Genomic DNA, 23200 nt, shown 5'->3' with positions numbered 1-23200 from the left:
TGCTGCTTTCTGTCGTGCGTTTAATATATCAATTCGATATATATTGGTTTGCAGTATGACGGTTCGATATAATCAACGTCAAGGTTTATTCGGATGTATCTTTTTCGCGTCACTTGTGGCGGATTTGCTATTGCGGGCTGACAGAGTGGAAACTGGCTGAAAAATAGGAAAACTGCGTCCGTTTATGCAGGATCGGACGCGCAAAAACGCATTCGGACATATAGATTAGATACAATTTAGCCGGCATGATTGATGCCTGTAATCTATAGTTGCAGGCGAAAGGGGAAATACCGGGTGTGCAGGATGGAAATGTTTTGAATACAGTCAGTTTCTATCAGGGGGTTGAGATGTTCGTCTCGGTCCTGGGACTTCTACAGGCGGCTTTTTTTTGCGTTTTGCTGTTATCTGAAGGGCGCAGGGCCTATCGGGCCAATCGCTGGATGATTCTTTTTATCGCGGCGGTTTGCGCCAATCTGATTGAGGATATTATTGACGTATTTGGCTCGTCTTCTGTCAATTATTATAGCGAACTGATTTTTCAACCGTTCAATTTCGTTATCGCCCCGGCAATCTATCTGTATTTTTGCGAAGCAGCCGGTGTGGTTAAAATTCGTTACGGATTACATTTGGCAATTGTGCCGGTCGTAGCAAATTTGACGTTTTGGCTTTTAATCGGTATTCCCGCGCCGCCTGCCAATGGTCAATTGACCTCTGAACTTGCGGCGACCGGCAGCCCATTAATGTCCGGGATTTTTAACACCATATATTTCGGGATCAACCTGCAAGCTGTGATTTATGTCGTGTTGTTATGGCATGTCGCCGCCCGTTATTTCCGGCAGGTGCAAAAACAACTGGGTGCCAGGCGCGATGAGACAGCGCGATGGCTGCGTAATGTGCTTGGCAGTGTATTGTTTATCTTTTTGGTCTTCTTCGTTCTGAAATTTGCGGGTGATTTTCACCATCAAAATGAAGTTTGGTCGTTCCAGTTTTTAAATGTGGCATTTCTGCTGGTGTTTTTCTGGCTTAGCTACACCCTCGCAACCCAGCAGGTTGTTTTTGTTTTACCCGATTGGGATGATGCCGACGGGCATAACCTTGCAGATGATCTTGAGGGGGACGGTGATGTTAAGGCGGCGGTTACCGGGGCAACATCATCACATGGGGTAAATTCGGGGTTGGGTAGTTTATATGATAAAGGTGATGGCGAAAAAATAAATGGCGGAAATTCAGGGACTCCAGAGTTACCGATTCGTCACTTTCTGGACAAAAACGAATCGGGGTTAAACCGACACGGCGAATCGAATCCAATGCGCCTGACCACGGTTGAACCAGAGGCTGTTTCGCGTCCGGATGAAACTGTATTGGGTGCATCGCAGCAGGTGGCGGATCGCGCCGATGATACCCAAACTGACACGGCAGAACCTGCCCGCGGGGGGACGGACACGCTGCCACGGCCCCTTCTTGACGAAGACGATGCCCAGCGTGCCCTTCGGCGGTTACAGGTTATTCATAATCAGGGCGACCTGCTGCATGACCCGATGATATCGTTGCCAAAACTGGCGCGTGCCGTTGGTATTTCCCCCAACCAGCTATCCTATGTTTTGAACCACCATGTCGGGCAAAACTTTTTTGACTATGTAAACAGCGCCCGTATTGCCGAAGCCCGCCGTATTTTGCTTGATCAACCTGATCGGCCCATTCTTGATGTTGCGCTGGAGGTTGGTTTTAATTCGAAGTCGACATTCAACCTGGCATTCAAAAAAATCACTGGCGAGACCCCAAGCAGCCTGCGCCGTAAGGAAAACGTAACGTCCTAATGCGCAATAGGACGTCATTTGGCGACCGAGATTACCCGCAAGGACGCCATGTGGCCATAAAACAGGCAAACTGTTCTGATCGACACGGTAATGAGCAAACAACAAAATCGTTCAGTATCCGATCACAATGACCAATAATGGAGAACTCGTTTGGACATGAGACTGCATCATATACGTTATTGCCTGGTGCCCGCGTGCATGGCAATGGTTGCCTTGCCTGTTGCGGCACGGGCCGATGACAAGCCGCCCATGTCCCAGCCGGGGGCAAACCCGGCAGATGACATGCTGCATGAAAACGGGTCGGCAGGAAATAATACTGAAAACACCATGCCGAAGAATGACGGCATATCTGCTGGCAACGCGTCCTATCGTGATCAGTGGCTGAAAGGTCGCTGGCAGTTGGGCGCGGTTGGCAATGTCGAGACATCGCCCTATCGCGGTGCCGATGATTACGATCTGGCTGGCCTTCCCTGGATCAGCTTTGATAGCGAACGTCTGCATGTCGGGATTGACGGGATCAAGGCGAAGATTGTTCAGGGTAACTGGGGCAGTGTTTCGATTCTGGGTAACTTGCGCCAAAAGCCGTTCGATGATGATGACAGCTCGTATCTAAGGGGGTTGCATGATCGGGACTGGGCGTTTGAAACCGGTGTTGCCTATGATCGTGACATTGGCCCGGGCAGCGCACATATCGAATATCTGCACGATGTAAGTGGTGAACATGAAGGCCAGCAGGCTGATGCCACCTATACCGTGCCGTTTCAGACCGGGCGTTTTCACTATGAAGTGGGCGGCGGTGTTATGTGGCGTGATTCGGATTTGAACAATTATTATGTCGGGGTTGAACCGGGCGAAGCCCGTGCCGATCGCGCGGCATATTCCGCTGACAGCGCCTTTTTGCCGCATCTTGATGCATCGGTTGGCTATCAGTTGACCCAACAAATGATCGTGCGCGCCAACGCCAGTGCAACCTTTTTGCCCGATGAATACAAGGACAGTTCGATTATAGAGGATGACGTAATTTATGGTGTTGGTTTGGGGCTGGTTTACCAGTTTTAAGCCAGCGTCAGGTTATGGACGGTCTTTGGGCAGCGTGCGAAAATGCGCTGCCCAAATTTATGTGACCATTGCATCGGCAGCGCGCAGCACAAGCGATGTGTTAATGCCGCCAAAGGCAAAATTGTTGGACATGATATGGTCGGTTTCAAGAAACCTTGGCGTTTCCATTATATAGTCCAGATCGGCACAGCGCGGATCAATCTGTTCAAGGTTGGCGGTCGCCACAAACCGGCCTTCGCGCATCATTTCAATGCCCAGCCAGGCCTCGATGGCGCCACATGCGCCCAATGAATGGCCAAAATGACCTTTCAGGGTGTGAATAGGCACCGCGCGGTCAAAAACGGCCCGCGTGGCAATGCTTTCGGCAAGGTCGCCATGGTCGGTGGCGGTGCCATGGCCGTTAACAAGGCCAATGTCATTTGCGCTTAAAGCGGCATCTTTCAGGGCATTTTGCAGGGCAATCTGCATTTTGTCGGCGGCGGGCTGGGTAATATGCGCCCCGTCGGAATTGGTGGCAAAACCAACAATTTCGGCATGAATTTTTGCCCCGCGTGCCTTGGCGTGGTTGTATTCTTCCAAAATCAGGGTTCCGGCTCCTTCGCCAATCACCAGTCCGTCGCGTCGCGCGTCATAGGGGCGCGGGCTGTGGCGGGCGTCGTCATTGGCGGTGCTGGTGGCAAACAATGTGTCAAACACCGCGACCATGGTCGGGCAAAGTTCTTCGGCACCCCCGGCAATCATCACATCTTGCATGCCATATTTGATGGCTTCATAGGCACAACCAATGCCCATGCTGCCCGATGTACAGGCGGTGGATGTGGGAATGATGCGGCCACAAATACCATACAGAACGCCAATATTGACCGCGGCCGTGTGGCTCATCATCTGGATATAGCTGGTTGCGGTAATACCGCTTGACGACCCGGTTTCAAATAACCTTGTAAACCCCAGTACCGGCGGCGTACTGCCAAAAGATGACCCATAGGCAATGCCCAGCCGCCCGCCGCGCAAGATGGCGGTTTCATCGCGCAAACCGGCATCTGTCAGGGCGCTATCGGTGGCGGCCAGCGCCATTTGCGCCACCCGGCCCATGCTGCGCAACTGTTTGCGGTTAAATTGCCCCTTCAGGCTGAAATCAGGGACAGGTCCTGCCAGTTTTGTATGCAAATCATATTTGCCGTCCCATGCGTCCATCCGGCAAATGCCGGTTTCGCCAGCGTTTATGCGGGCACGGATGGTTGGCCAGTCATTGCCAAGGGCCGTGACGCCCGACATGCCGGTCACAACAACGCGCCTTGGAAACCCCGATGACCTGCGGCTCATAACATGCCACCATTCACATTGATCACTTGGCGGGTGATATAGGCAGCATCGGGACCGCATAAAAATGAAATGGCCCCGGCGATTTCATCGGTTTTGCCAAACCGGCGCAGCGGGATCATGGCGCGCAATTCGGCCTCGGGCAGGTCGGCGGTCATTTGGGTTTCGATAATGCCCGGTGCCACGGCATTGACCGTAATGTTGCGTTTCGCCAGTTCCAGCGCCAGCGATTTAACGGCCCCGATAATACCGGCCTTGGACGCAGCATAATTCACCTGGCCGCGATTGCCCGCCAGCCCGGCAATGGATGTGAGTGCCACAATCCGCCCCGGTTTGCGCCGTTGCACCATTGGCATGACCAGAGGTTTGACTACATTGTAAAAACCACCCAGATTGGTGTTGATCACGATGTCCCAGTCAGTGTCTTCCAATGCGGGAAACGCCCCATCGCGGGTCAGGTCGGCATTAAGGACCACACCATAAGGCGCGCCATGTCGGGCAATATCGCGTTCGAGGGCAGTGCGGGTTTGGTCACGATTGGCGATATCAAATTGTATTAACCGTGCCTGCTGGCCACAGGCGGCAATATCGTCGCATACGGCCTGTGCGCCTGCCTGGTCGGAATGATAATGCACAATAATGTCAAAGCCATCACGGGCAAGACGGCGGGCCGTTGCGGCCCCGATGCCCTTGCTGGCACCTGTTACCAGAATGGTTTCTGTCATGGGTTCTTACGGTTTGTTTTGGGAAGGACGGTTGATTAATTTTACGTGTTTGGCTGATACACGTTTACACGGGCGCTGACAATCACCTGTTGGTTACAGTAAACCGTGCCATCGAACACCGCCATTTCCCCGTCTTCGAATATGTTTAAAATTGCAATTTCCAGCCGGTCGCCCAACTGAAAACCATCTGATGTTATGGTCATTTTTCGCGTTCCCAAAAGATAGCCGATTTTGGGTTTTTCGCCATTTTCGGGGCTGGTTTTGCGTGCGCGCCAGCCGCTATAGGCGGAAACAGTTTGCGCAATATATTCAATACCAACATAGCCCGGCACACCCGTTTCGTGATGATAAAACAGGCTGTCGGGGCCGATGGTCACCTCGGCTGTCATGCCATCGTCGTTGGCGCTGAGGATGCGGTCAATCAGCAGCATCGGGGCGGCATGGGGGACCAGTGTTGCCACCGGTGGAAATACCGGGTTCGAAGATGCCACGGGCGGTTTGGACATGGTTTTTCGGCCTTGTGCAAGTCAGGAATCAAGGGTCGGTTTTGTTATACTGGGTCGGACGTGGCGGTTTTATGCCAGCCGGTTGCCAGAATAAGGGCTGCATTGCTGCCGCCAAAGGCAAAAGAATTGCTGAGCATGGCGCATTTCTTTGTCGGGGCAAGGTGGCTGTTATGATCGTTCACCAGCATAAGGTTTGGCAGGGTATTATCGCGCGCGCCATCCCAGATATGGCGGGGCAGGCGGGGGCCGCTGTTTTGGGCATCACACAGGGATAAATACAAAATGGCAGCTTCGATGGCCCCGGCCGCGCCCAGGGTATGACCGGTCATGGGTTTGGTGGAACTGACCGGCACCTGATCGCCAAACAGATCGTGAATGGCCCTGGATTCCATGCTGTCATTTAACGGGGTCGCGGTGCCATGCATGTTTAAATATGCAATGTCTGTCGGCATCAACCCTGCCTGATCAAGTGCCTGTTGCATCGCTGCCCGTGCGCCGATGCCATCGGGATGCGGGGCATTGGGATGATGGGCATCCGATGTTTCGCCAACCCCAAGCAGGGCAATATCGGCCTCATCGCGACGCATCATGAAAACAGCCGCCCCTTCACCAATGTTAATCCCATTGCGGTTCGCACTCATGGGGGAACAAAGGCCCGTTGCGATGGATTGCAGTGCGGCAAACCCGGCAATGGTCAGGCTGCATAAACTGTCGACACCACCAATCAGCACGGCATCGCATATGCCCGCCCGGATCAGGCGTTGCCCGGCGGAAAATACCTTGGCGCTTGACGAACAGGCGGTGGAAATAACATAGGCCGGGCCGCCTAATCCCAGGGCCTGGCGCAGAAAATCGGCCGGGGCGCCAATTTCCTGGCCTGGATAACGGAAATTATCGGGCAATTCACCATGTTGCAGGTAATACCGACAGGATTGTGTGCCTTCATCGATGCCCGATGTGCTGGTACCCAGAATGATACCCACGCGCTGCGAGCCATAGCGGGCAACAGTTGCATGAATGCAATCGCTGATCTGGCAGGTGGCAGCCCAAAGCAGGCGGTTATTGCGGGTATCGTGACGGGACAAATTATCGGGCAGGGCCGGTGGTTCGTTGGGCACCATGCCAACGGTGACGGCACGGTCGGGCAAAAAAGTATCCCTGGTCACCATGTTGGCACGGCGATTGCCAAACAGGCTATTGCGGGTTTCCTCGCAATTCATGCCCAGGGCTGAAACAATGCCCAGGGCATGAAGAAAGCCGACCGGGCGGCGCTGCTTGCCGCCGCCCGTGCTGACGCCGTTATTTTCAGGTATGGCGCTATCCCCCGAAAAGCGCCGCACCGTCATTGTGTTCCGATCCTTGACGAGCGGATATCCAATTTATACCCGTCGCGGATGTTGGTCAGGCTTGCCTCTCCCTGCCAGCGATCCGGTGCAGGATAGGTGATGGCGGTGTAGGGGGTGTCGTCTCCGTTTTCGTCAAGCGTGGCGATTTGCCGGTTTTCCGGGTTCGATACCAGCACCATGTTCGATGGCAGGGCATCGCGCAGAATGTCGGTCGGCCAATAAACCATCATCAGATCGGCCAGCATCCGGGCCGGATCAAAGGCATCGGGCATCCAGTTTGCACGCTGGAAATCAAGTTCGGTGCGGCTCCAGTTAACTTGCATGGCGCGGCGGCCCATTTGGTCAAGCATCACCATTCGGACATGGCCCGGTGCCATGCTCAGGCGGGCCTCAAAATCGGCGGATTGGCCATTTTGCCAGGTCGCATGTACCTTTTGGGTGACATCAACCGTATTGGCATCAAGCGGCCACGGAATTTCGGGCAGCACAAACAGGGCGTTATTTTCGCCGTTCAGGGCAACGATGTGGTCGGGTCGGGCCGCGTTCAAGGCGGCCTCGTGGCGTTTTACATGTTCTTTTTGCGCGGAATTTGACAGATCAAGCGCGCTAAGATCAATCGAGCCAAGATCAAACGGCAGTTCCATCGGTTTTGCACAGGCCGCGGTTAGCAACGCTGTGGCGATTATCAGGGCATGACCAATTTTCACAGGCATAACTCGTGTAACAGGTTCAGATATCGGTCTGTCTTGGCGACCAGCGGGTTTTCCATATTCCAGGCGTATCCGGCCAAAATTGAAACCACCATGCGTTTTAACTGCAAGTCCTGATTTGGCTGGTTAAAAATAATCTGTTGCAGGCGGCCATCATACCACGCCTCGACATAGGATTTGAACGTGGCAATGCCAGCGCCTAGCGGCTGTGCAAAGTCGTTTTCCCAGTTTGGCTGGTGGCCGTGATGCCGGGCGATCAGGGTTTTGGCGGCAAGTTCCGCAGAATACATTGCAATGGTAACGCCCGAGGAAAAGACAGGGTCCAGAAAGCCTGCCGAATTTCCCAATAAAACATAGCCATCGCCATAAAGCTGGTCGGTGGTAACACTGTATCCGCCAATGGCCGACAAGGGCCGGGTTTTTTCAGCCCGGCTTAAAAGTGGCCCCAGCCCGGTTTCGCCCACCAGCCGGTCAAACAAGGCAGTCTCATCGGTTTGCGGGGCGGTGGTGGCACCATCTTGCGGATAAACCACGCCAAGCGAAGATGTGCCATCGGCAAACGGGATCAGCCAATACCAGATGTCCTGGCGGGCCGGATGAACCGTGATCAGGATTTTTTCCCGGTCGTATGTGGCATCGGTAATATTGTCGCGCACATGGGTGAAAAGGGCGCGGCGCGACAGCATGGTGGCGTTATTTGGCTGCCCCAGCAATTTGGGAATAACCCGGCCATATCCACTGGCATCAATGACAAAGCCGGCATGGATTGTGCCGCAGGTGCCCGCGTCATTTTCATAATCGATCTGGCAGTCACCATCGGCGAGGCGGGCATTGATCACCCGGTGGCCAAATCGCACATCGACCCCGGCCTGTGTGACCGCATCCATCAGGATTTTGTCAAAGGCATCGCGTTTGACCTGAAAGGTCGTCCCCCAGCCATCATTTTCAAACCGGTCGCGAAAATCGATGCTGCAATGCTGATCGCCCCGGGCAAAGGCCGCACCATTTTTAAACTGGAAGGCGGCTTTTTCGGCCTGGTTGATCACGGTTTGCACCAGTCCGCATTTTTCCAGCACATTCATGCAAAAGGGCAGCAGGCTTTCGCCAATAACAAAACGCGGGAAATGTGTTGCCTCTAACACGATCACCGACAGCCCGGCATCGTGCAGGAATTTGGCGCTAACGGCCCCGGCGGGGCCTGCACCGATAATGGCGATATCAAATTTGGCCATGGTTGCTGCCATCCTTGTTTATGGGGGCACTATTGGCCGTTTGGGGGCTATCGTTTTGCGGTGCTGGCACAATACCAACCGGGTTTGCGCTGCGTCTTCCGGCCATGACCGGGGCCAAAATCCAGGCCGCGATCAGGCCGATGGCGATCACGGTGCCAATGTCGCTGACCAGGGGCACCGAACTGGTGGCGAGCAGACCAAAGGCCAAAACGCTGCTGATCAGTGATAACAACACCGCCAGGCTGGTATCCTGGTCGTGGCTGCTATGGCGGCTTTCGGCCAGAAACAGCACGTAATCGGCACCAATGGCAAAAACCAGAAACAGCGCCATGGTGGTGAAAAAGTTATGCGGTACGCCCAGGGCAAAACTGCCGACAAGCGCACATAAAACGGCCCCGGTCGGGGCGCCAAAAACGCAAATGCCATCGCGGAGCCCATAGCGGAAAATCGCCAGCACCAAGGCGGCAAACATGGCAACACCCAGTGCCAGATAAGCCCACTGCCGGTATTGCCCAAACAGGCTGGAAATGGCACTGGCCGGGTCAATCAGGGCGATGTTTTTCATGCCTGACAGGGCCGATTTCAGCGCACTGGCATCCTGCACGCCACGCAGGCGCACAATATCGCTATTGCCTGATTGTAACGTGGCCAGTTCGGGTAAAACATGCAGGCTGGTATCATCGGGCAACAATAATGGCGCTGTGGCCGCATCGGCAGCGGTGATATCGATGGGCAAAATTGACGCCAGTTTTTGCCCATAGGGGACATAAAGCTGTGTTTTCACCAGATCGATATTTTCAGACTGGCGTTTTTGCGACGGAATAATATCGGCCAGGGTCACCAGGCCATCAAGTGCGCCGCTGGCCAGTAGCGGCGACAGGCGGGGGCGCAGGGCTTCTTCGGTTTGCAGGCGGTCTTCGGCGGTGGCACCGTTAACGCGTAAAAACATCGGGCTGGCGCCCATGTCCAAAACCTGACGGATGGTGGTGGTTTGCGCAATCAGGTCGGTGTTGCCACGGCCAAGGTTACGAATATTGTCGTCGCCCTTAATAATAAAGGGGCTGGCACCAAATCCGGCCAGAATAACCGCAACCAGCAACAGCCGCCCCCATGTGGGCGGGGTCATGCGATATTGAACATATTGTAAAATTGCCACGCTGCGGCGGATCGGCAGGTAATTTCGTACCGGCTGCACGGGCAAAAACGGCAGCAGGAAAATCACTGTCAAATAGGCACCAATCAACCCGGACACCGAATAGATCGCAATCTGGGTCAGCAGCAGGGTCGGGCTGATGGACAGGGCGGCAAAGCCGACCACCGATGTGATCAGCCCCAGTGTCAGCCCCGGTAAAATCAGGCGCAACCGTTGCTGTGCGCTGCCTCGTTTCGGATCGATGCTGACATAATGCAGGGCATAATCAACCGCGATGCCAATCAGGCTGGAGCCAAAAACCATTGCAATCGCGTGGATCGTACCAAAAACAAGCGTAATGGCGGTAATGCCTGCCAAAATGCCGCTTGCCAGTGTAATCAGCGCGGCCAGTAACGGCCCCCACGAAAAAAACACCAGACCGACCATAAAGACAATGCCGGTGGTTGCCAAAAGCGCGATGCGCTGCACATCGGCCTTGGCGTGGCTGGCTTCCGCAGCGGCAAAAAACACCTGTCCGGTACGGGCAACGGAAATGTCGTTATCGCGGGTAACGATGTTTGCGGCACTGTTGGCATCGCGCACCCATTGGCCGTCCCGGTCGGCCCCGGCCAGCCGGGGATCAAGCGAAGCCACCACCGGCACGTAATATCGTCCGTTCTTTGATACCACGCCGCCACCTTCGCCCATATATCCGGCCAGAGCCCCCAGAAATTGCGGTAGCAGGGAAAACGGGTCCTGTTGCAGGGACCGGGCACTGACCGTGCTGGTGGGGGAATACAGGTTTTGCACCGCGCGTTGGTAAATTTGCGCGCCTTTGCCAGCCTGCAGGGCTTCACGGTCCTGCGGGGATAAAAGGGCGGCGGCATGGGGCTGCAAAAATGCAATGAGTTCGGGCAGGCGTCCGGCGCGATCATCGGGGGTGGTGACTTTTTCGGTGCCATTGATCCAGGACAGGCGCTGGGCAAGGTCATTTGCGCCATTGCTGGCATGGTCGCGGTTGGGGGCCGATACCATAAAAATTGCCTTGCGGGAATCTTGCGCCAAAATATGACGGACGGCGTTGATATTGTTAAACTCGCCCGTGTCACCGGGGTTTTCCTGGCCGATCAGCGATATGAAATCGGCATCAATGCGGGTGTGCCCGCCGCCAATTTGCCAGGCGCACCAGGTGGCCGCGATGACCAGACATATGATCCAGACTGTGGCGTGGCGGCCTGTCATTCGCCTGCTGCCTTTGGCAAAAGGGCTGCTTTGTCATCGGGCAGCGGCAGGTTTCGGGTTTGCTGTCGGCTTAGGCTGATGTCGTCAAAATCACCGCCGGGTTTGTTCAGGCGCACCTGTTGAACGAAGGTATCGCCGGTGGCGACAATATCGGTGATTTGCCCGCCAATCGCACTTTCACCAAACGGGGTCAGTTTGACCTGCCATGTGTCTTTGCCCGGCGGTGAAAATTCAACATGAAACCGGTTTTCAAGCGCGCTCCAGTTGCCTTCCAGCACCGATGAAATCAAATCGACAAAAATGCCAAACTGGGCTTCGCCAGTGCCCAGTTTGTTGCGGTCGCCATTGGCATCAATATTCACAATGCCGCCCGGTCCTAAAACCGTGGTGCCGGGAAAGGGGGCCGTGGTTTGCCAGATCAGCCCGGCACCGGGAACCAGCACAAAATCCCCCTGCGATTTCAGCCCTTTATCGAACCCGCTTAAATGCCGGTTCAAGGTGAAATCGCCTTGCAAATACTGGCTTTTTTCCAGAGCGACAACACCGGGACGGGCAAGGGCTGCATGGGGTGCGGCCAGGGCACAAAAAACCGACCCGGCCAAAAGCAGGGAACGCACAAAACGGGCAAGGGTCAATTCATCGCCTCCAGCTTGTCGATCAGGAAATCGGGGCTGCGAAACAGCATTTCGCCGCTGGCCTTTTCGACCGCTACCTGAATGGTGAAACCCTTGGTCAGCTTTTCGCTCGTTTGGGCATCGGTAATCAGGTAACCGATTTTCATCCTGTTTTCATATTCGATCAATGTGGCGGTGATTTGTATTTTTTGCCCAAATCGACAGGGCCGAACATATTTTACCCGCATATCGACAACCGGCCAAACATAGCCCGATGCATCCATTTGCGGATAATTGTAATCGATCAGATCCAGAAGCGCGCAGCGCGCCTGTTCAAAAAACTGCACATAATTACCATGCCAAACCACCTTCATCGGGTCGAGGTGATAAAACTGGATGGTTTGTGTCACACAGGCACTGATCATGAGGCGGCCCCATCCGGGGGGGATGTATAAAGCGGCCAGTGACGGGTCTGAATGCGCTCGATCAACTGGCGCAGGGTGCCCTCAAGCGGGCGGTCTTCATCGATAAAGGCAATGTCGTTGCCCAGATCATCGAGGAACGCGCTGACATCTTCGCCCAGTTGGGTGCGGTCAATACTGCCTTGTTGCAAACGCAATATCACGGCCTGACGGACGGTAATCAGCAAGGCCGATGCGACCTGTTCGGTTAATTGCAACACGCGCAAACAGTCGCGTGCGGCAATGGTGCCCATGCTGACCTTGTCCTGGTTGTGGCATTCGGTGGAACGTGAAAACACACTGGCGGGCATGGTGTTTTTAAGGGCCTCGGCCGTCCAGGCGGAAACGCCAATTTGAACAGCCTTCAAACCATGATTGATCGATGCACGTTCCGGTGCCGAGCCAGACAGGTTCGAGGGCAAACCATGATTGAATTTGGTATCGACCATCAGGGCCATTTGCCGGTCCATCAAATCGGCCAGATTGGCGATCAGGGTTTTCATGCCATCGGCAACAAAGGCCACATGTCCGCCGTAAAAATGCCCGCCATGCAAAATGGTTTGCTCATCAATATCAATCAACGGGTTGTCGTTGGCACTGTTTAGCTCGGTTTCCAGCGTGGTTCTGAACGTTGGCATCATATCGGCCAAAACCCCAATCACATGCGGCGCACAGCGAATGGAATAGCGGTCCTGCAAGCGGGCGGGCTGGTATGTTGCCCCCAGATCGGCCAGGTCGCTTGCGATATGGGCCGCAATTTTCGCCTGCCCCGGGTGGGGTTTGGCCGCAAACAGGCGGGCATCAAAATGGGCCGGGTTGCCATGCAAGGCAATGGTGGCAAGCGAGGTGATACGTGCAGTAAGCGCGCATAAATAATCCGCCCGGCGATAGGCCTGACACATAAGGGCTGTCATCACCGATGTGCCATTCATAATTGCCAGGGCTTCTTTGGGGCGCAGGGTTAACGGTGTTAATTTGGCTTTTTCAAGGGCGATGGCGGCAGGCAGGCGTTCACCGCGCATCATCACGTCACGCTCGCCCACCAGGGCGGCGGCAATATAGGAAAGCGGGGTTAAATCGCCACTGGCCCCAACAGATCCTTCTTCGGGAATGACCGGTGTGATGCCATGATCAAAAAAGGCGGTTAACAGTTCCAGCAATTCGGGGCTGACCCCGGAATAACCGCTGCACAGTGACGCCAGGCGCACCGCCAAAACTGCACGGCTGGCCGACGGCGATAATTCATTTCCCAGGCCGCAGCCATGAAAGCGACTAAGATGCAGGGGCAGTTCGCCAACCAGTTCGGGCGGAACACGGCGCAAAACAGAATCACCATATCCCGTCGTCACCCCGTAAATATGGCCATGTTCGCGCAATTCGCGATCCAGAAAATCCACCCCTTTTTGAATGCGGGCGCGAAAATCGGGGTCGGTGGACAAAACGGCATTTGCCCGCCCTTCGGCCAGATTAACAACATCTTCGATGGTCAGTTTCTGGCGGCCAAATTCAACATTCGAGACGGGATTATTATTGTTGTTCTTATTGGTCATCTTTATCCTTTGGGCGGGCCCAGAAATCGAAAAAATTGTACCACTGCATCGGATGGGCGCGGACCTTTGGTTCCAGCCAGGCCATATATTGGCTGGCATATGCCGTGATTGCTTCAACGCGGCCACCACGGGGCAGAACCAGTTTGTCGGTCAGTTTTTCCCACGCCACTTCAAACCGGCCGTTATTACGCCAGGCGGCGGCCATATAAACCGGGCATCCCAGCAAATGGGCCAAAATAAACGGCCCTTGTGGCAGGGGGGCCGGGTCGCCCAGAAACGGCACCATCACGGTTTTGTCGCGCGCGCCAATGGCCACGCGGTCGGCGGCAATCACCACCCATTCGCCCTGTTCTACCTTCTGGCTGAGCATCATGGCGGTGTCAGGGCCGATCTCGCTGACCTCGATCAGGTTAACCTGCGATTCCGGGGCCAGCTTTTGTAAAACCTTGCCAAAACGGGCGGCATTTTTTTGGTGCAGCAACACATTGACGCGAAAATTGCGTTCGCGGCTGGCAAGGGCGCGGATCATTTCAATATTGCCAAAATGCGACACCAGTAAAACAATTGCCTCGTCCCTGGGTAAATAGGAAAACACGCCGTTTTGCCCATTGGGAAAAACGACATCATCCATTTTTACATCGCCGGACCACCCGGCGATCTTGTCCAGGGCGGCCTCGCCGAAATGCCGGAAATGGCGAAAACTGTCGCGCCATGTCGGCGGGGCTGTGCCGTTTACCCGTGCCATTTTGCGCAAATATTTCCGCGATGCCTTGCGCGCGGTTTCGCCAGTTAAAAAGAAATAGACGATCACCGGCATCATCACGCCAAGGCATAAAAAACGGCCCCCGGTTTTATAAATCCAGCCTAAAAACCGCATGCCCCAATATATGCCGCGTTCGTCCATATCGGCCCAGTGCGGGGTGCCTCGGTTATGGGGGCCGTGCGATGCGGGTGCATGGGGGATGCCTGTTTTTGTATTTTCCCGGTCTGGGTGCCATTTGCCCCCCGCAATGACAAAGGCGGGCAGGCGGGCCAACATGCCAAAAACCAGCCGGGTATGCATCAGGGTAATCAGGACATTGTCGTCCCACAGGCGAAAATTGGATATATTGCCATCCGGGTAAATCACCCGAACGGGAATGCTGATAACATCCACCCCGCGCCAGAACAGCCGCACCAGGATTTCGGTGTCGAAATCCATTTTGGCACCCGCCCCTTCGCGTTTCCACACATCCAGGCAGGCATGAACCGGATAAACGCGAAACCCGCACATGCTGTCGCGAATGGTCAGCGACAGGGTTTCAATCCATACCCACACATGCGTTGCCCAGCGGCCAATTTTGCGCCCGGTCGGGATGCTGTCATCGTAAACGGGTTGGCCGGTAATGACGGCATCGGGGTGCTGGCGGGCAGCGGTTAACAGATCGGGAATGCGCTCAAGGTCGTGTTGGCCGTCGGCATCGACTTGCAGGACATGGCTGTAACCGTGGCGTTGGGCGATGGCCAACCCGGTTATCACGGCAATGCCTTTACCGCCATTTTCATCCAGCCGATGCACGAAAACATCGTTTTGCGGGGCATGAAGGGCGGCAATGGCATCGCGTGCCAGCACATCCGAGCCATCATCAACGATAATAACCGGCAGGCCGCAAACACGCACCGCAGCCACCACATCGGCCAGGGCCGTATGGTGATTATGGGTCGGGATAACCGCGCAAATCTGCATCAATCGGCCTTTGAAAACGTGATGATACCACTGGAATAATGGGTGTCCGTGCCAGCATAGCTGAATTTAATCTGGCCTCGAATGCGGTTGCATTCCAAAAGAAGGTGGATCTGGTCCTGCGGGGTTATGACGTTGCGGTATTTTAGCTGGGTTATCGTGTGGGGTGTGATCACAATGTTGAAAGCGATGCCGGCATAATGAACGGCCCAATGTAATTGTACAACACCGGGCAATACCGGCGATCCGTCAAAATGGCCCTGAAAATAAAGCAGACCGGGTTCCAGGCGCATGTCAATTCGCGCCTGATCCTTTTTTATTGATCGGGCGATAATAGTGGGGAATTGGGCCGGACTGCTTTCTGCGGGGGCTGTTATATGGGGCATTTGTGTTGTGGCTGTTTCCGGTACGTTTTTGTCAAACAGGGTGCGCAACAAATGAAGCGGCTTTTTACCCTGGCTATCGGTTGGCAGGGTGTTCACAAATCGCCAGCGATGAGGCAGGGCCGCGTCATCTTCGTGATGGGCAATATGATTGCGCAAAACACGCCCGGTTCGAAAGGCACCCGCTGATGCAAGCTGTGCCTTGCCCTGCGGGGTTAAAACCACAATTGCCGCCAATCTGCGATCGGCTTCATCGGGCAGCAGGGCCACGGCGTCGTCAACCCAGTCATGGCCTTTCAAATGCGTTTCAACCCGGCTGAGCGATATGCGCTTGCCTTCAATTTTCACCACCCGGTCGGCTCGGCCCCGCAGGCGAAACCGGCGTGATTCCGGCGTCGGGTCAAAGATAACGCGGTCTTCGGTATGGTGCCAGTTTGCCCCGTCAATATGCGGGGCGGCCACCATAAGGCAGCCCGCATCATTGATGGCGGCTTTTACATCGGGCAGCGGGGTCCAGGGGGCATCCGGTGTGGTTTGTTGGCGCCAGGCAATGCCGCCGGTTTCGGTGCTGCCCAGTATTTCGGTGGGCCAAACGCCAAATGCCGCGTGGCTGTGTGCCGCCGATGGCTGGTCCAGCGGCCCGCCGGAACAAAAAATACGGGCCGGGCGCTGTGCCTGTGCCAAATCGGGGTGCAGGCGTTGCAAATGGGCCGGGCTGGCAATGATGATGTCACCTTCTTCAAGGTCAACCATGATGTCTTCCCAGAACCGGGCCTGGGTTGCAACAAAGACCCGCCCGGTCATCACCGGCCAAATCACACGAAACAACAAACCGTATATATGTTGATGTGATACCAGCCCCAAAATGCGGGCATCATCGTGCAGGCCCGGTTGCCATAACGGGGTTTGCATTGCCATTTCGGCTTCAAGCTGGGCCAGGGTTTTGGCAATGGCCTTGGGCGCGCCGGTCGAACCGGATGTATAAAATGTTGCCCGGCAATTTTCCGCTGCGGGCAGGGTCGCATTATTGCCGGTTGGCACCGGGGCAATGGATGCCAGAATTTCTTCGAGTTTGGCATCGTCAAGAAACAGGTCAAACTGGTGGGCAATTTCGCCAAGATACCCGGCACGGTCGCTGGCGGGTAAAACAGCATGGCAACCGGCCTGCCAGATGGCGGCAAGTCCGGTTAAAAACAGTCGGGCTGAGCGGCAATGCAGGGCAATGTTTTTAGCCCCGCTTTGGCCGATATACTGACCAAGACGGCGAATATCGCCCGCAACCTGATCGCGGTGAAAGCAGGTTTCACCATCGATGCAAATGACGGTTTCCGGGGTGTTTTGTGTTATCAGGGCTGTTAAAAAGCCGGTCATTCGCCCGGTTTCCTGTTTTCATAGCGTTGACGCAGCCAATGGCGCACCGGCCATTCGCCGATAAACAGAATGCCAATCAACACATAGGAAACAATGCCATTATAAATGGTCCATTGTTCCAGGGTGCCCCATATAACAGTGGCGGCAGCGAGGGTGGCATTGCCGATAAAAAATGCAACCCAAACCTTGGTTAAGGCACGGGTATAAGCAACCCCGTAGGCATCAAGATCGGGGTGGCGCAGGCGGGCAAACCGTTCGATCATGGCGGGGGGATATTTAAGTGTGGCGGCAAATATCCCGGCTAGAACAAGGCTGATCAATACCGGATAGACCCGCAAGGCATGCAGTTCGGCGTAATAGCCTGTCACGCCAATAACCACGGCGATGGACAGGGCAACACTGGCCGCCCCCAACCGGGATGACGCCAGAAACAATGCCGCGCGCGCCAGGATTAATGCCAGCAAAATCCACAGCACATAACGGGCTGAAAAATGGGTCAGCCCGTAATAGGCCAATACCGGATAGGCAAAGCCGATCAATGCCAGTGCGATGGCAATGATCCGTTTAGGTATTGACCAGGGCATGGATTTTTTCGACCACGTCATCAACAGTGCGTACCGATTTAAATTCCATTGCCGGAATTTTCTTGCCAACCTTTTCCTGGAATTTGACGATCAGATCAACGGCATCAATGCTGTCAAGATCGAGATCTTCCATCAGGCGCGCTTCGGGTGTTATGGCCTCGCTTGGCACTTCAAACAGGTCGACCAGATAGTTATGCAGTTGCTGGTAAACGTCCTGACGCGATTTCAAATTTGCCACAGTCATGACGTGCTCCGCGACATTTCAATGAATTTTGCCAGGTTGTGAACCGATGCAAAATGGTTTTTGACATCATCACTTTTGGCATCAATTCGGACGTTATATTTTTTTTGCAGGGCAACACCCAGTTCCAGGGCATCGATTGAATCAAGGCCCAACCCTTCGATAAACAAGGCCTCGTTGCTGTCGATATCCTCGACATCGAGATCCTCAAGGTTGAGGGTCTCGATAATGAAAGATTTAAGCTCGGTCTCAAGCGTGGTCATGGTGTAGCCTGTCGCAGAAATAGTGTTTTATGACTGTCGTCAGGGCGCGCGACCGGCGGGCGCGCGCGTCTGACGGGTCACTTCCCCCCGTAGCGGATATGGTTGATCCGACACGAACATTATACTGTATTCTAGATGGTGGTATATTGTACCACGGCGTCCCCTTTTTGAGGGTATCGTGATTACAGCGCACGACCACAGGAATCAAGTCGGCAGGTGCACTGATTGCAATATTGGCAACACCGCGTTGCAGATGGCCCAGTTTTTCGCCGCTGGCGGTGCGTGTGCCTTCGGGGAAAATCATCACGCAATCGCCTGCGCGTAAATGCCGGGCGGCATCGGCAACCAGTTTTTCGGGGTCATCATCATTGCGGATAAACCCCGCTGCCCGCACGACCCCGGCCATAAACGGGTTGCGAAACAGTTGATGTTTGACCACGCACTGGCAACGATCCATCTGGGCAAGAATAATGACGACATCCAATAATGTCGGGTGATTGGCGATAATCAGTTTGCCCTTTGCAGCCAGCAGTTTTTCGCTTCCTTCAAACTGCACCGATGCCACACCGGCAATTTCAAGAATAAAGCAAAACAGCCGAAACCCGCGGCAGATAACAAACTGTGCGGCGTTGCGCCGTTTAACCCGGTTTTGCAACACCAGCATCAGCAGCGGAAACAATGTGACGGCCAGTAAAACCGCCCCCACGCCAAAGATGCAAAAGGCCATGCCCGTCGCCAACAGACGCCAGGCCTGGCTCGCCTTGCAGGCAAGGTGCGACATCAGTGGGCGTATTTTATTCATTGCGCAGCACGTTCCAGGCAAAGCTGCGCCCGGCTAAAAGGCATGTTGACGGGGCATTTTCTTTTTCGACCTTTAAAAAACGGGCCATCATGCAGGCATGGGTCCGGGCAAATGTTTCGGTTGTTTCCGTCACATCAGTGGGCGATACCGGACGGGGTTCAAAGGTAAAACCGGCATTTGTCGCAACGCTTTCATCCGTTTGCATCAGCATGGCAAAGGCGGTGCCGGTCATGTCTGCCGGGTCGTTGCGGGCATAAATATCGGGCAGGGGCAAATCAACATAAACAATCGCAACCGGGCTTTGTCGGTCATCGGTCAGTTGCGCCAGCGCTTCGGTCAGGGCGGCGATAAAGCTGTCATTTCCGGCAGAAATGGCACTGTGTGATTGCGTGATTGCCCAGTTGATCGAGGCAACCCCGACCAGCGCATTATGAACCGACATGCTAAAATCAGCTGGCGAAGGAATTTCCGCGCGGGCAATTTGGCCCAGAAGTTTCAGGGTCCGTTCGATATTGCCATGCCGCGAGGCAAAAATAACCCGTGTATTGCGAAGCTGATTTTCGGGTAACCCGACCAGAATTTGGCTTAAAACCTCGGCACTGGCGCGACCGAACAGATCCAGCCGCCGTCGCCAGACCGGGGCGATGTCGCGTGCCAGGTCTTTTGTGTCTATCCCGATTGGCCTGTTGCCAGACTGTTGCGTCATCAGGGTTGGCTGGGCAGCATGATCCTGCCACAGCGCCCATTTGGGGATAAAAACCGGGATAGACTGCATTTGGGACTGCTTTCCTTACGAAGACCGTGCCGCCTTGGCGGCAACTTCGCGCTGGATATCAACTTTCAGGTTATTGACCCAACGATTGTAATTTTTGTGAATGGTGCCGCTACTATATTTCAGGTTGGTGCTATCAACATACAGAATTGAAAAATCATGCCGGGTAAAATCAATTTCGACCTTGGCAACATGGTTGCGCGGGGCGTAGGTCGCGATCAGTTTGCCGGTGGCGAGTTTTGTTACCGTCCATTCACGCGCAGATGCCGCGGTGATGATGGCGTTTTCAATCTGGTCCATGCTCAGGTTTTGCGCATCGTCGGGAAACGGTTGCCGTTCGACCTGGGTAATCGGGGCTGTGCAGGCAACAACCAGCATCGTTAACATGCCAAGCAGGACAATTTTGAGTGAACGCATCATAAGGTATGGCTCCTTGATTGGAAACGTTTGAACATTGCATATAAAAATATGCGTTTGTACAGATGTGGTCACATCTATTTGATAACTTGTTGTAGAGCATTGAAACAGAACAGGTAAACAGGGCAGGCATGTGACCGGTTTGACAATTGGAAAAATGGAAGGCCGCAATGCAGATTGAAACCGCCTTTGATGGCAACGTTTTCTGGACATGGAAAAGGCTGGAAAATTTGCCGCCAGACCGGATTTTACGCCGCAAGATGATTTCAAATCAGGCGCGTTTGGCCTTGTGTGATCTGGCGGGAACCGTCACGGGTGAGCCCGGATTGACCTATATACGCGCAGATAGCGGAAAACCTGCCTTGCAGCGGTCAAACGGGGCGGGGCAATATGGCGCCAGTATTACCCATAGCGGTGATATTTTCGCTGTGGCCTTTTGCCCGATTGGCCAAATCGGCATTGATATTGAATATCGCGATCTTGCCCGCAACGTTGCCCGGCTGGAAAAATGGTTGTTTGGCGTCGAGCGGCGCGTTGACCCCAACCAGTTTGATCCGGATCGGATGCACCAGATTGAAAATGATCCGCGCCGGTTTGATTTTTACCAGCAATGGTGTGTGTATGAAGCCATTTTCAAATGTACTTCCATCAATGATCCGGCCTTAAGGCTGCCATCCGATACGTTTTATCTTGATAACTGGCCCGATTATGCCGGGGCACTGGTGTGGCAGTCGATGTTGACTTTATAACTGACCCGTTGTGGTGTGCCCGGCCTTGCCGATTTTATGTCGCCTTCTCAACCCGCAGGCCTTCGGCATCGAAAATGTGCCAGTTATCCGGCGTTGCAACCGACAGGTTTACGCGCTCGCCAATGCGGACCGGAACGATCCCGGCAAAGCGTACATTGATGTCGCTTTGCGCCGGGTCGCCAAATCCGCAGTGAAGCTGAACAAATGTATCCGAGCCCAGATGTTCGACCGATAAAACAGTGCCTTGCAAGGCCGACATGCCATCGTCGGCGGCCAAAACAAGATGTTCGGGGCGCACGCCAACCGTCACGGGCTGATGTGCGGCCAGTTTGCGCGGCAATGACAGGGCCGTGCCCGATGGCACCACCAGATCACCGTTTTCATCGGTTGTGGCCGACCAGAAATTCATTCTTGGCGAGCCAATAAAACCAGCCACAAACTGGTTAACCGGTGTCAGATAAAGCTCCAGCGGGGAGCCAACCTGTTCGACGATCCCGTCGCGCAGCACCACAATCCGGTCGGCCATGGTCATGGCTTCGACCTGGTCATGGGTGACGTAAATCATGGTGGCTTTCAGGTCACGATGCAGGCGGGCCAGTTCCATGCGCATGTCAACACGCAGGGCGGCATCAAGGTTTGACAAGGGTTCGTCTAGCAGAATAATTTGCGGATCGCGCGCCAGGGCCCGGCCAATGGCGACACGCTGGCGCTGCCCGCCCGACAATTGTTTGGGGGTTCGGTCAAACAGCGGCAGCAATTGCAGGATGGTGCCGATTTCGTGCGTTTTTGCCTGGATCTCGGCCCTGGATTTGCCCGCCATTTTAAGGGGGAAGCCAATATTTTCCGCTACCGTCATATGCGGATACAGCGCATAGGACTGAAACACCATGGCGATATCGCGGCTGGATGCGGAAAGGTGATCAACCCGCTTTTCATCCAGGTGAATTTGCCCGCTGGTTATTTCCTCCAGCCCGGAAATCAGGCGCAGCAATGTTGATTTCCCGCAGCCCGACGGTCCGACAAAAACAACCAGTTCCCCATCGTCGATAGACAGATTAACGCCTTTGATGATGTTGGCATCCCCAAAGGTCTTGGTGACATTTGACAATGATATTGATGACATCTCAGCCGTTCTCCACTTGATCGAAGGTCTTGTGATTGTTTGTTGGTCGGGGGTGAGGGGCCGATGTTAGCAATGTGCGAATGCGGGCATTTAAATCGGCAAGGGTTGGGTATCGGCGCGGATGGCTGGCAATGGCTTTGCCCGCCACGTCGATCCCGGTATGCAGACAATCAACCAGATCGACCCCGCGCTGAAATGCCAGCAGGAAGCCTGCGTTAAAACAGTCGCCCGCCCCAACTGTATCAATGACGTTGATTTTTTCAAAGGGGGCGGCATGAAGCACATGTTCACCCGTGCAGGCCGAGGCACCCTGGCTGCCGCGTTTGACAACAACAATCGCACCCGGTGCCAGTTTCGGACTGATCGCGCGCATATGGGCATCAACATTGGCGGTAAAATCATCACTGGTGATGCCCAGCAATCCGGCGGCTTCGGCCTCGTTGATCAAAAGGATATCAACTTGCGGCAACCAGTTTTGCAGATGGTCCTGAACGGTATCGGTCCAGCCGCCTGTGGGCCATGCGGTATCAAGGGCGACAATCGCACCTGCGTCGCGCAGATCGCATAACAGGGCCGTGCAATCGGGGACCAGACGTGGCATCAGAAAATTGCCCACCAAAAGGGCGATTGATCCGTCCAGCTTGGCATGTTTCAGCATTTTTCGCGCCATGTTGGCATCAAAAAGTGCGCTGTGCCCTTCGTTGGACAGAAATGTTCGTTCCTTGTCGGAATGGGTCAGGCCGATGGTCACTGATGTAACGGTCTTGCTGTGATGCCAGTGATCGGCAAGCGGGCCGAATTGCGATTTAAGCCACTGCCCCATTTCATCATTGCCAATATTGACCACCATGCGCTGATGGGCACCAAGGGCCAGCAGGGCCGCACCAAATATGCCGCCGCCGCCGCCAACCCGCATTTCGTAATCGGGGTAAACGGTTTCGGTGCCGCGATCGGGCCAATGGTCAACCGGGCCCAGCAATTGGTCGATATTGATTGTCCCGATTGAAATGATGTCGCGGGCCGGGTCGGGGTGAAGGGTTTTGGGTGTTTTAGGCATG

At 54.6% G+C, this 23200-nt stretch carries 23 protein-coding genes; 3 read left to right on the top strand and 20 right to left on the bottom strand.

Annotated features, from left to right (window positions below):
* Nucleotides 1-440: 440 nt before the first annotated feature.
* Nucleotides 441-1817, top strand: coding sequence for a helix-turn-helix domain-containing protein (locus tag AAC086_RS14685; protein ID WP_339779683.1), 1377 nt, complete (start codon nt 441-443; stop codon nt 1815-1817).
* A 156-nt stretch (nt 1818-1973) separates the two neighbouring features.
* The gene (locus tag AAC086_RS14680; protein WP_339779681.1) at nt 1974-2876 is read left to right on the top strand and encodes a MipA/OmpV family protein; all 903 of its coding nucleotides are present in this window, start codon (nt 1974-1976) and stop codon (nt 2874-2876) included.
* Between the two features lie 57 nt (nt 2877-2933).
* Here AAC086_RS14680 and AAC086_RS14675 read toward each other — a convergent pair whose 3' ends face one another.
* Genes AAC086_RS14675 through AAC086_RS14590 form a run of 18 tightly spaced genes read right to left on the bottom strand, consistent with a single transcriptional unit; the run spans nt 2934 to nt 20273 of the window.
* Complete coding sequence (locus tag AAC086_RS14675; protein ID WP_339779679.1) at nt 2934-4199, bottom strand: beta-ketoacyl-ACP synthase; 1266 nt, start codon at nt 4197-4199, stop codon at nt 2934-2936.
* Nucleotides 4196-4921 (bottom strand): 3-oxoacyl-ACP reductase FabG, encoded by a 726-nt coding sequence (fabG, locus tag AAC086_RS14670; protein WP_339779677.1) that lies wholly within the window; start codon nt 4919-4921, stop codon nt 4196-4198. Before fabG ends, AAC086_RS14675 begins: the two co-directional genes overlap by 4 nt.
* Before the next feature lie 41 nt (nt 4922-4962).
* Nucleotides 4963-5427 carry a hotdog family protein gene (locus tag AAC086_RS14665; RefSeq protein ID WP_339779676.1) on the bottom strand — a complete coding sequence of 155 codons (465 nt, stop codon included), beginning with the start codon at nt 5425-5427 and terminating at the stop codon, nt 4963-4965.
* A gap of 44 nt (nt 5428-5471) precedes the next feature.
* Nucleotides 5472-6773 carry a beta-ketoacyl-[acyl-carrier-protein] synthase family protein gene (locus AAC086_RS14660; protein WP_339779675.1) on the bottom strand — a complete coding sequence of 434 codons (1302 nt, stop codon included), beginning with the start codon at nt 6771-6773 and terminating at the stop codon, nt 5472-5474.
* Entirely contained in the window at nt 6770-7480 is a 711-nt protein-coding gene (locus tag AAC086_RS14655; RefSeq protein ID WP_339779673.1) for a DUF3261 domain-containing protein, read from the bottom strand. The genes AAC086_RS14660 and AAC086_RS14655 overlap by 4 nt, the downstream gene beginning before the upstream one ends.
* A complete protein-coding gene (locus AAC086_RS14650) occupies nt 7477-8715 on the bottom strand; it encodes an NAD(P)/FAD-dependent oxidoreductase (RefSeq protein WP_339779671.1) in 1239 nt (412 codons plus the stop codon). Before AAC086_RS14650 ends, AAC086_RS14655 begins: the two co-directional genes overlap by 4 nt.
* Nucleotides 8702-11089 (bottom strand): hypothetical protein, encoded by a 2388-nt coding sequence (locus tag AAC086_RS14645; protein WP_339779669.1) that lies wholly within the window; start codon nt 11087-11089, stop codon nt 8702-8704. The genes AAC086_RS14650 and AAC086_RS14645 overlap by 14 nt, the downstream gene beginning before the upstream one ends.
* On the bottom strand, nt 11086-11724 hold the full coding sequence (locus AAC086_RS14640; RefSeq protein WP_339779667.1) for an outer membrane lipoprotein carrier protein LolA: 639 nt from the start codon (nt 11722-11724) through the stop codon (nt 11086-11088). Before AAC086_RS14640 ends, AAC086_RS14645 begins: the two co-directional genes overlap by 4 nt.
* On the bottom strand, nt 11721-12128 hold the full coding sequence (locus tag AAC086_RS14635; protein WP_339779665.1) for a thioesterase family protein: 408 nt from the start codon (nt 12126-12128) through the stop codon (nt 11721-11723). Before AAC086_RS14635 ends, AAC086_RS14640 begins: the two co-directional genes overlap by 4 nt.
* Nucleotides 12125-13714 carry an aromatic amino acid ammonia-lyase gene (locus AAC086_RS14630; RefSeq protein WP_339779663.1) on the bottom strand — a complete coding sequence of 530 codons (1590 nt, stop codon included), beginning with the start codon at nt 13712-13714 and terminating at the stop codon, nt 12125-12127. The genes AAC086_RS14635 and AAC086_RS14630 overlap by 4 nt, the downstream gene beginning before the upstream one ends.
* A complete protein-coding gene (locus AAC086_RS14625) occupies nt 13704-15440 on the bottom strand; it encodes a glycosyltransferase (RefSeq protein WP_339779661.1) in 1737 nt (578 codons plus the stop codon). Before AAC086_RS14625 ends, AAC086_RS14630 begins: the two co-directional genes overlap by 11 nt.
* A complete protein-coding gene (locus AAC086_RS14620) occupies nt 15440-17191 on the bottom strand; it encodes an AMP-binding protein (RefSeq protein ID WP_339779659.1) in 1752 nt (583 codons plus the stop codon). Before AAC086_RS14620 ends, AAC086_RS14625 begins: the two co-directional genes overlap by 1 nt.
* On the bottom strand, nt 17188-17775 hold the full coding sequence (locus AAC086_RS14615) for a hypothetical protein (protein ID WP_339779657.1): 588 nt from the start codon (nt 17773-17775) through the stop codon (nt 17188-17190). The genes AAC086_RS14620 and AAC086_RS14615 overlap by 4 nt, the downstream gene beginning before the upstream one ends.
* Nucleotides 17756-18019, bottom strand: coding sequence for an acyl carrier protein (locus tag AAC086_RS14610; RefSeq protein WP_339779655.1), 264 nt, complete (start codon nt 18017-18019; stop codon nt 17756-17758). The genes AAC086_RS14615 and AAC086_RS14610 overlap by 20 nt, the downstream gene beginning before the upstream one ends.
* Entirely contained in the window at nt 18016-18279 is a 264-nt protein-coding gene (locus AAC086_RS14605; RefSeq protein ID WP_339779653.1) for a phosphopantetheine-binding protein, read from the bottom strand. Before AAC086_RS14605 ends, AAC086_RS14610 begins: the two co-directional genes overlap by 4 nt.
* Nucleotides 18266-19081: a lysophospholipid acyltransferase family protein gene (locus tag AAC086_RS14600; RefSeq protein ID WP_339779651.1), complete on the bottom strand. Its 816-nt coding sequence runs from the start codon at nt 19079-19081 to the stop codon at nt 18266-18268. Before AAC086_RS14600 ends, AAC086_RS14605 begins: the two co-directional genes overlap by 14 nt.
* Nucleotides 19074-19856, bottom strand: a complete 783-nt coding sequence (locus AAC086_RS14595; RefSeq protein WP_339779649.1) for a beta-ketoacyl synthase chain length factor — start codon at nt 19854-19856, stop codon at nt 19074-19076. The genes AAC086_RS14600 and AAC086_RS14595 overlap by 8 nt, the downstream gene beginning before the upstream one ends.
* Nucleotides 19857-19871: 15 nt before the next feature.
* The gene (locus AAC086_RS14590) at nt 19872-20273 is read right to left on the bottom strand and encodes a hypothetical protein (RefSeq protein WP_339779648.1); all 402 of its coding nucleotides are present in this window, start codon (nt 20271-20273) and stop codon (nt 19872-19874) included.
* Nucleotides 20274-20440: 167 nt separating this feature from the next.
* Between AAC086_RS14590 and AAC086_RS14585 the strand changes: the two genes are divergently transcribed.
* The gene (locus AAC086_RS14585; RefSeq protein ID WP_339779646.1) at nt 20441-21019 is read left to right on the top strand and encodes a hypothetical protein; all 579 of its coding nucleotides are present in this window, start codon (nt 20441-20443) and stop codon (nt 21017-21019) included.
* Between the two features lie 34 nt (nt 21020-21053).
* On the opposite strand, the gene AAC086_RS14580 is transcribed toward AAC086_RS14585, so the two are convergent.
* Together AAC086_RS14580 and AAC086_RS14575 are read right to left on the bottom strand one after the other, a co-directional pair.
* Entirely contained in the window at nt 21054-22142 is a 1089-nt protein-coding gene (locus AAC086_RS14580; RefSeq protein WP_339779644.1) for an ABC transporter ATP-binding protein, read from the bottom strand.
* A 1-nt stretch (nt 22143) separates the two neighbouring features.
* Nucleotides 22144-23199: a carbohydrate kinase family protein gene (locus tag AAC086_RS14575; RefSeq protein ID WP_339779642.1), complete on the bottom strand. Its 1056-nt coding sequence runs from the start codon at nt 23197-23199 to the stop codon at nt 22144-22146.
* Nucleotide 23200: the final 1 nt, after the last annotated feature.

It is taken from the genome of uncultured Thalassospira sp. (assembly GCF_963976115.1).
Taxonomy (GTDB): domain Bacteria; phylum Pseudomonadota; class Alphaproteobacteria; order Rhodospirillales; family Thalassospiraceae; genus Thalassospira.
The sequence above is the reverse complement of the archived record's forward strand: the minus strand, read 5'-3'. Positions and strand labels throughout refer to the sequence as shown.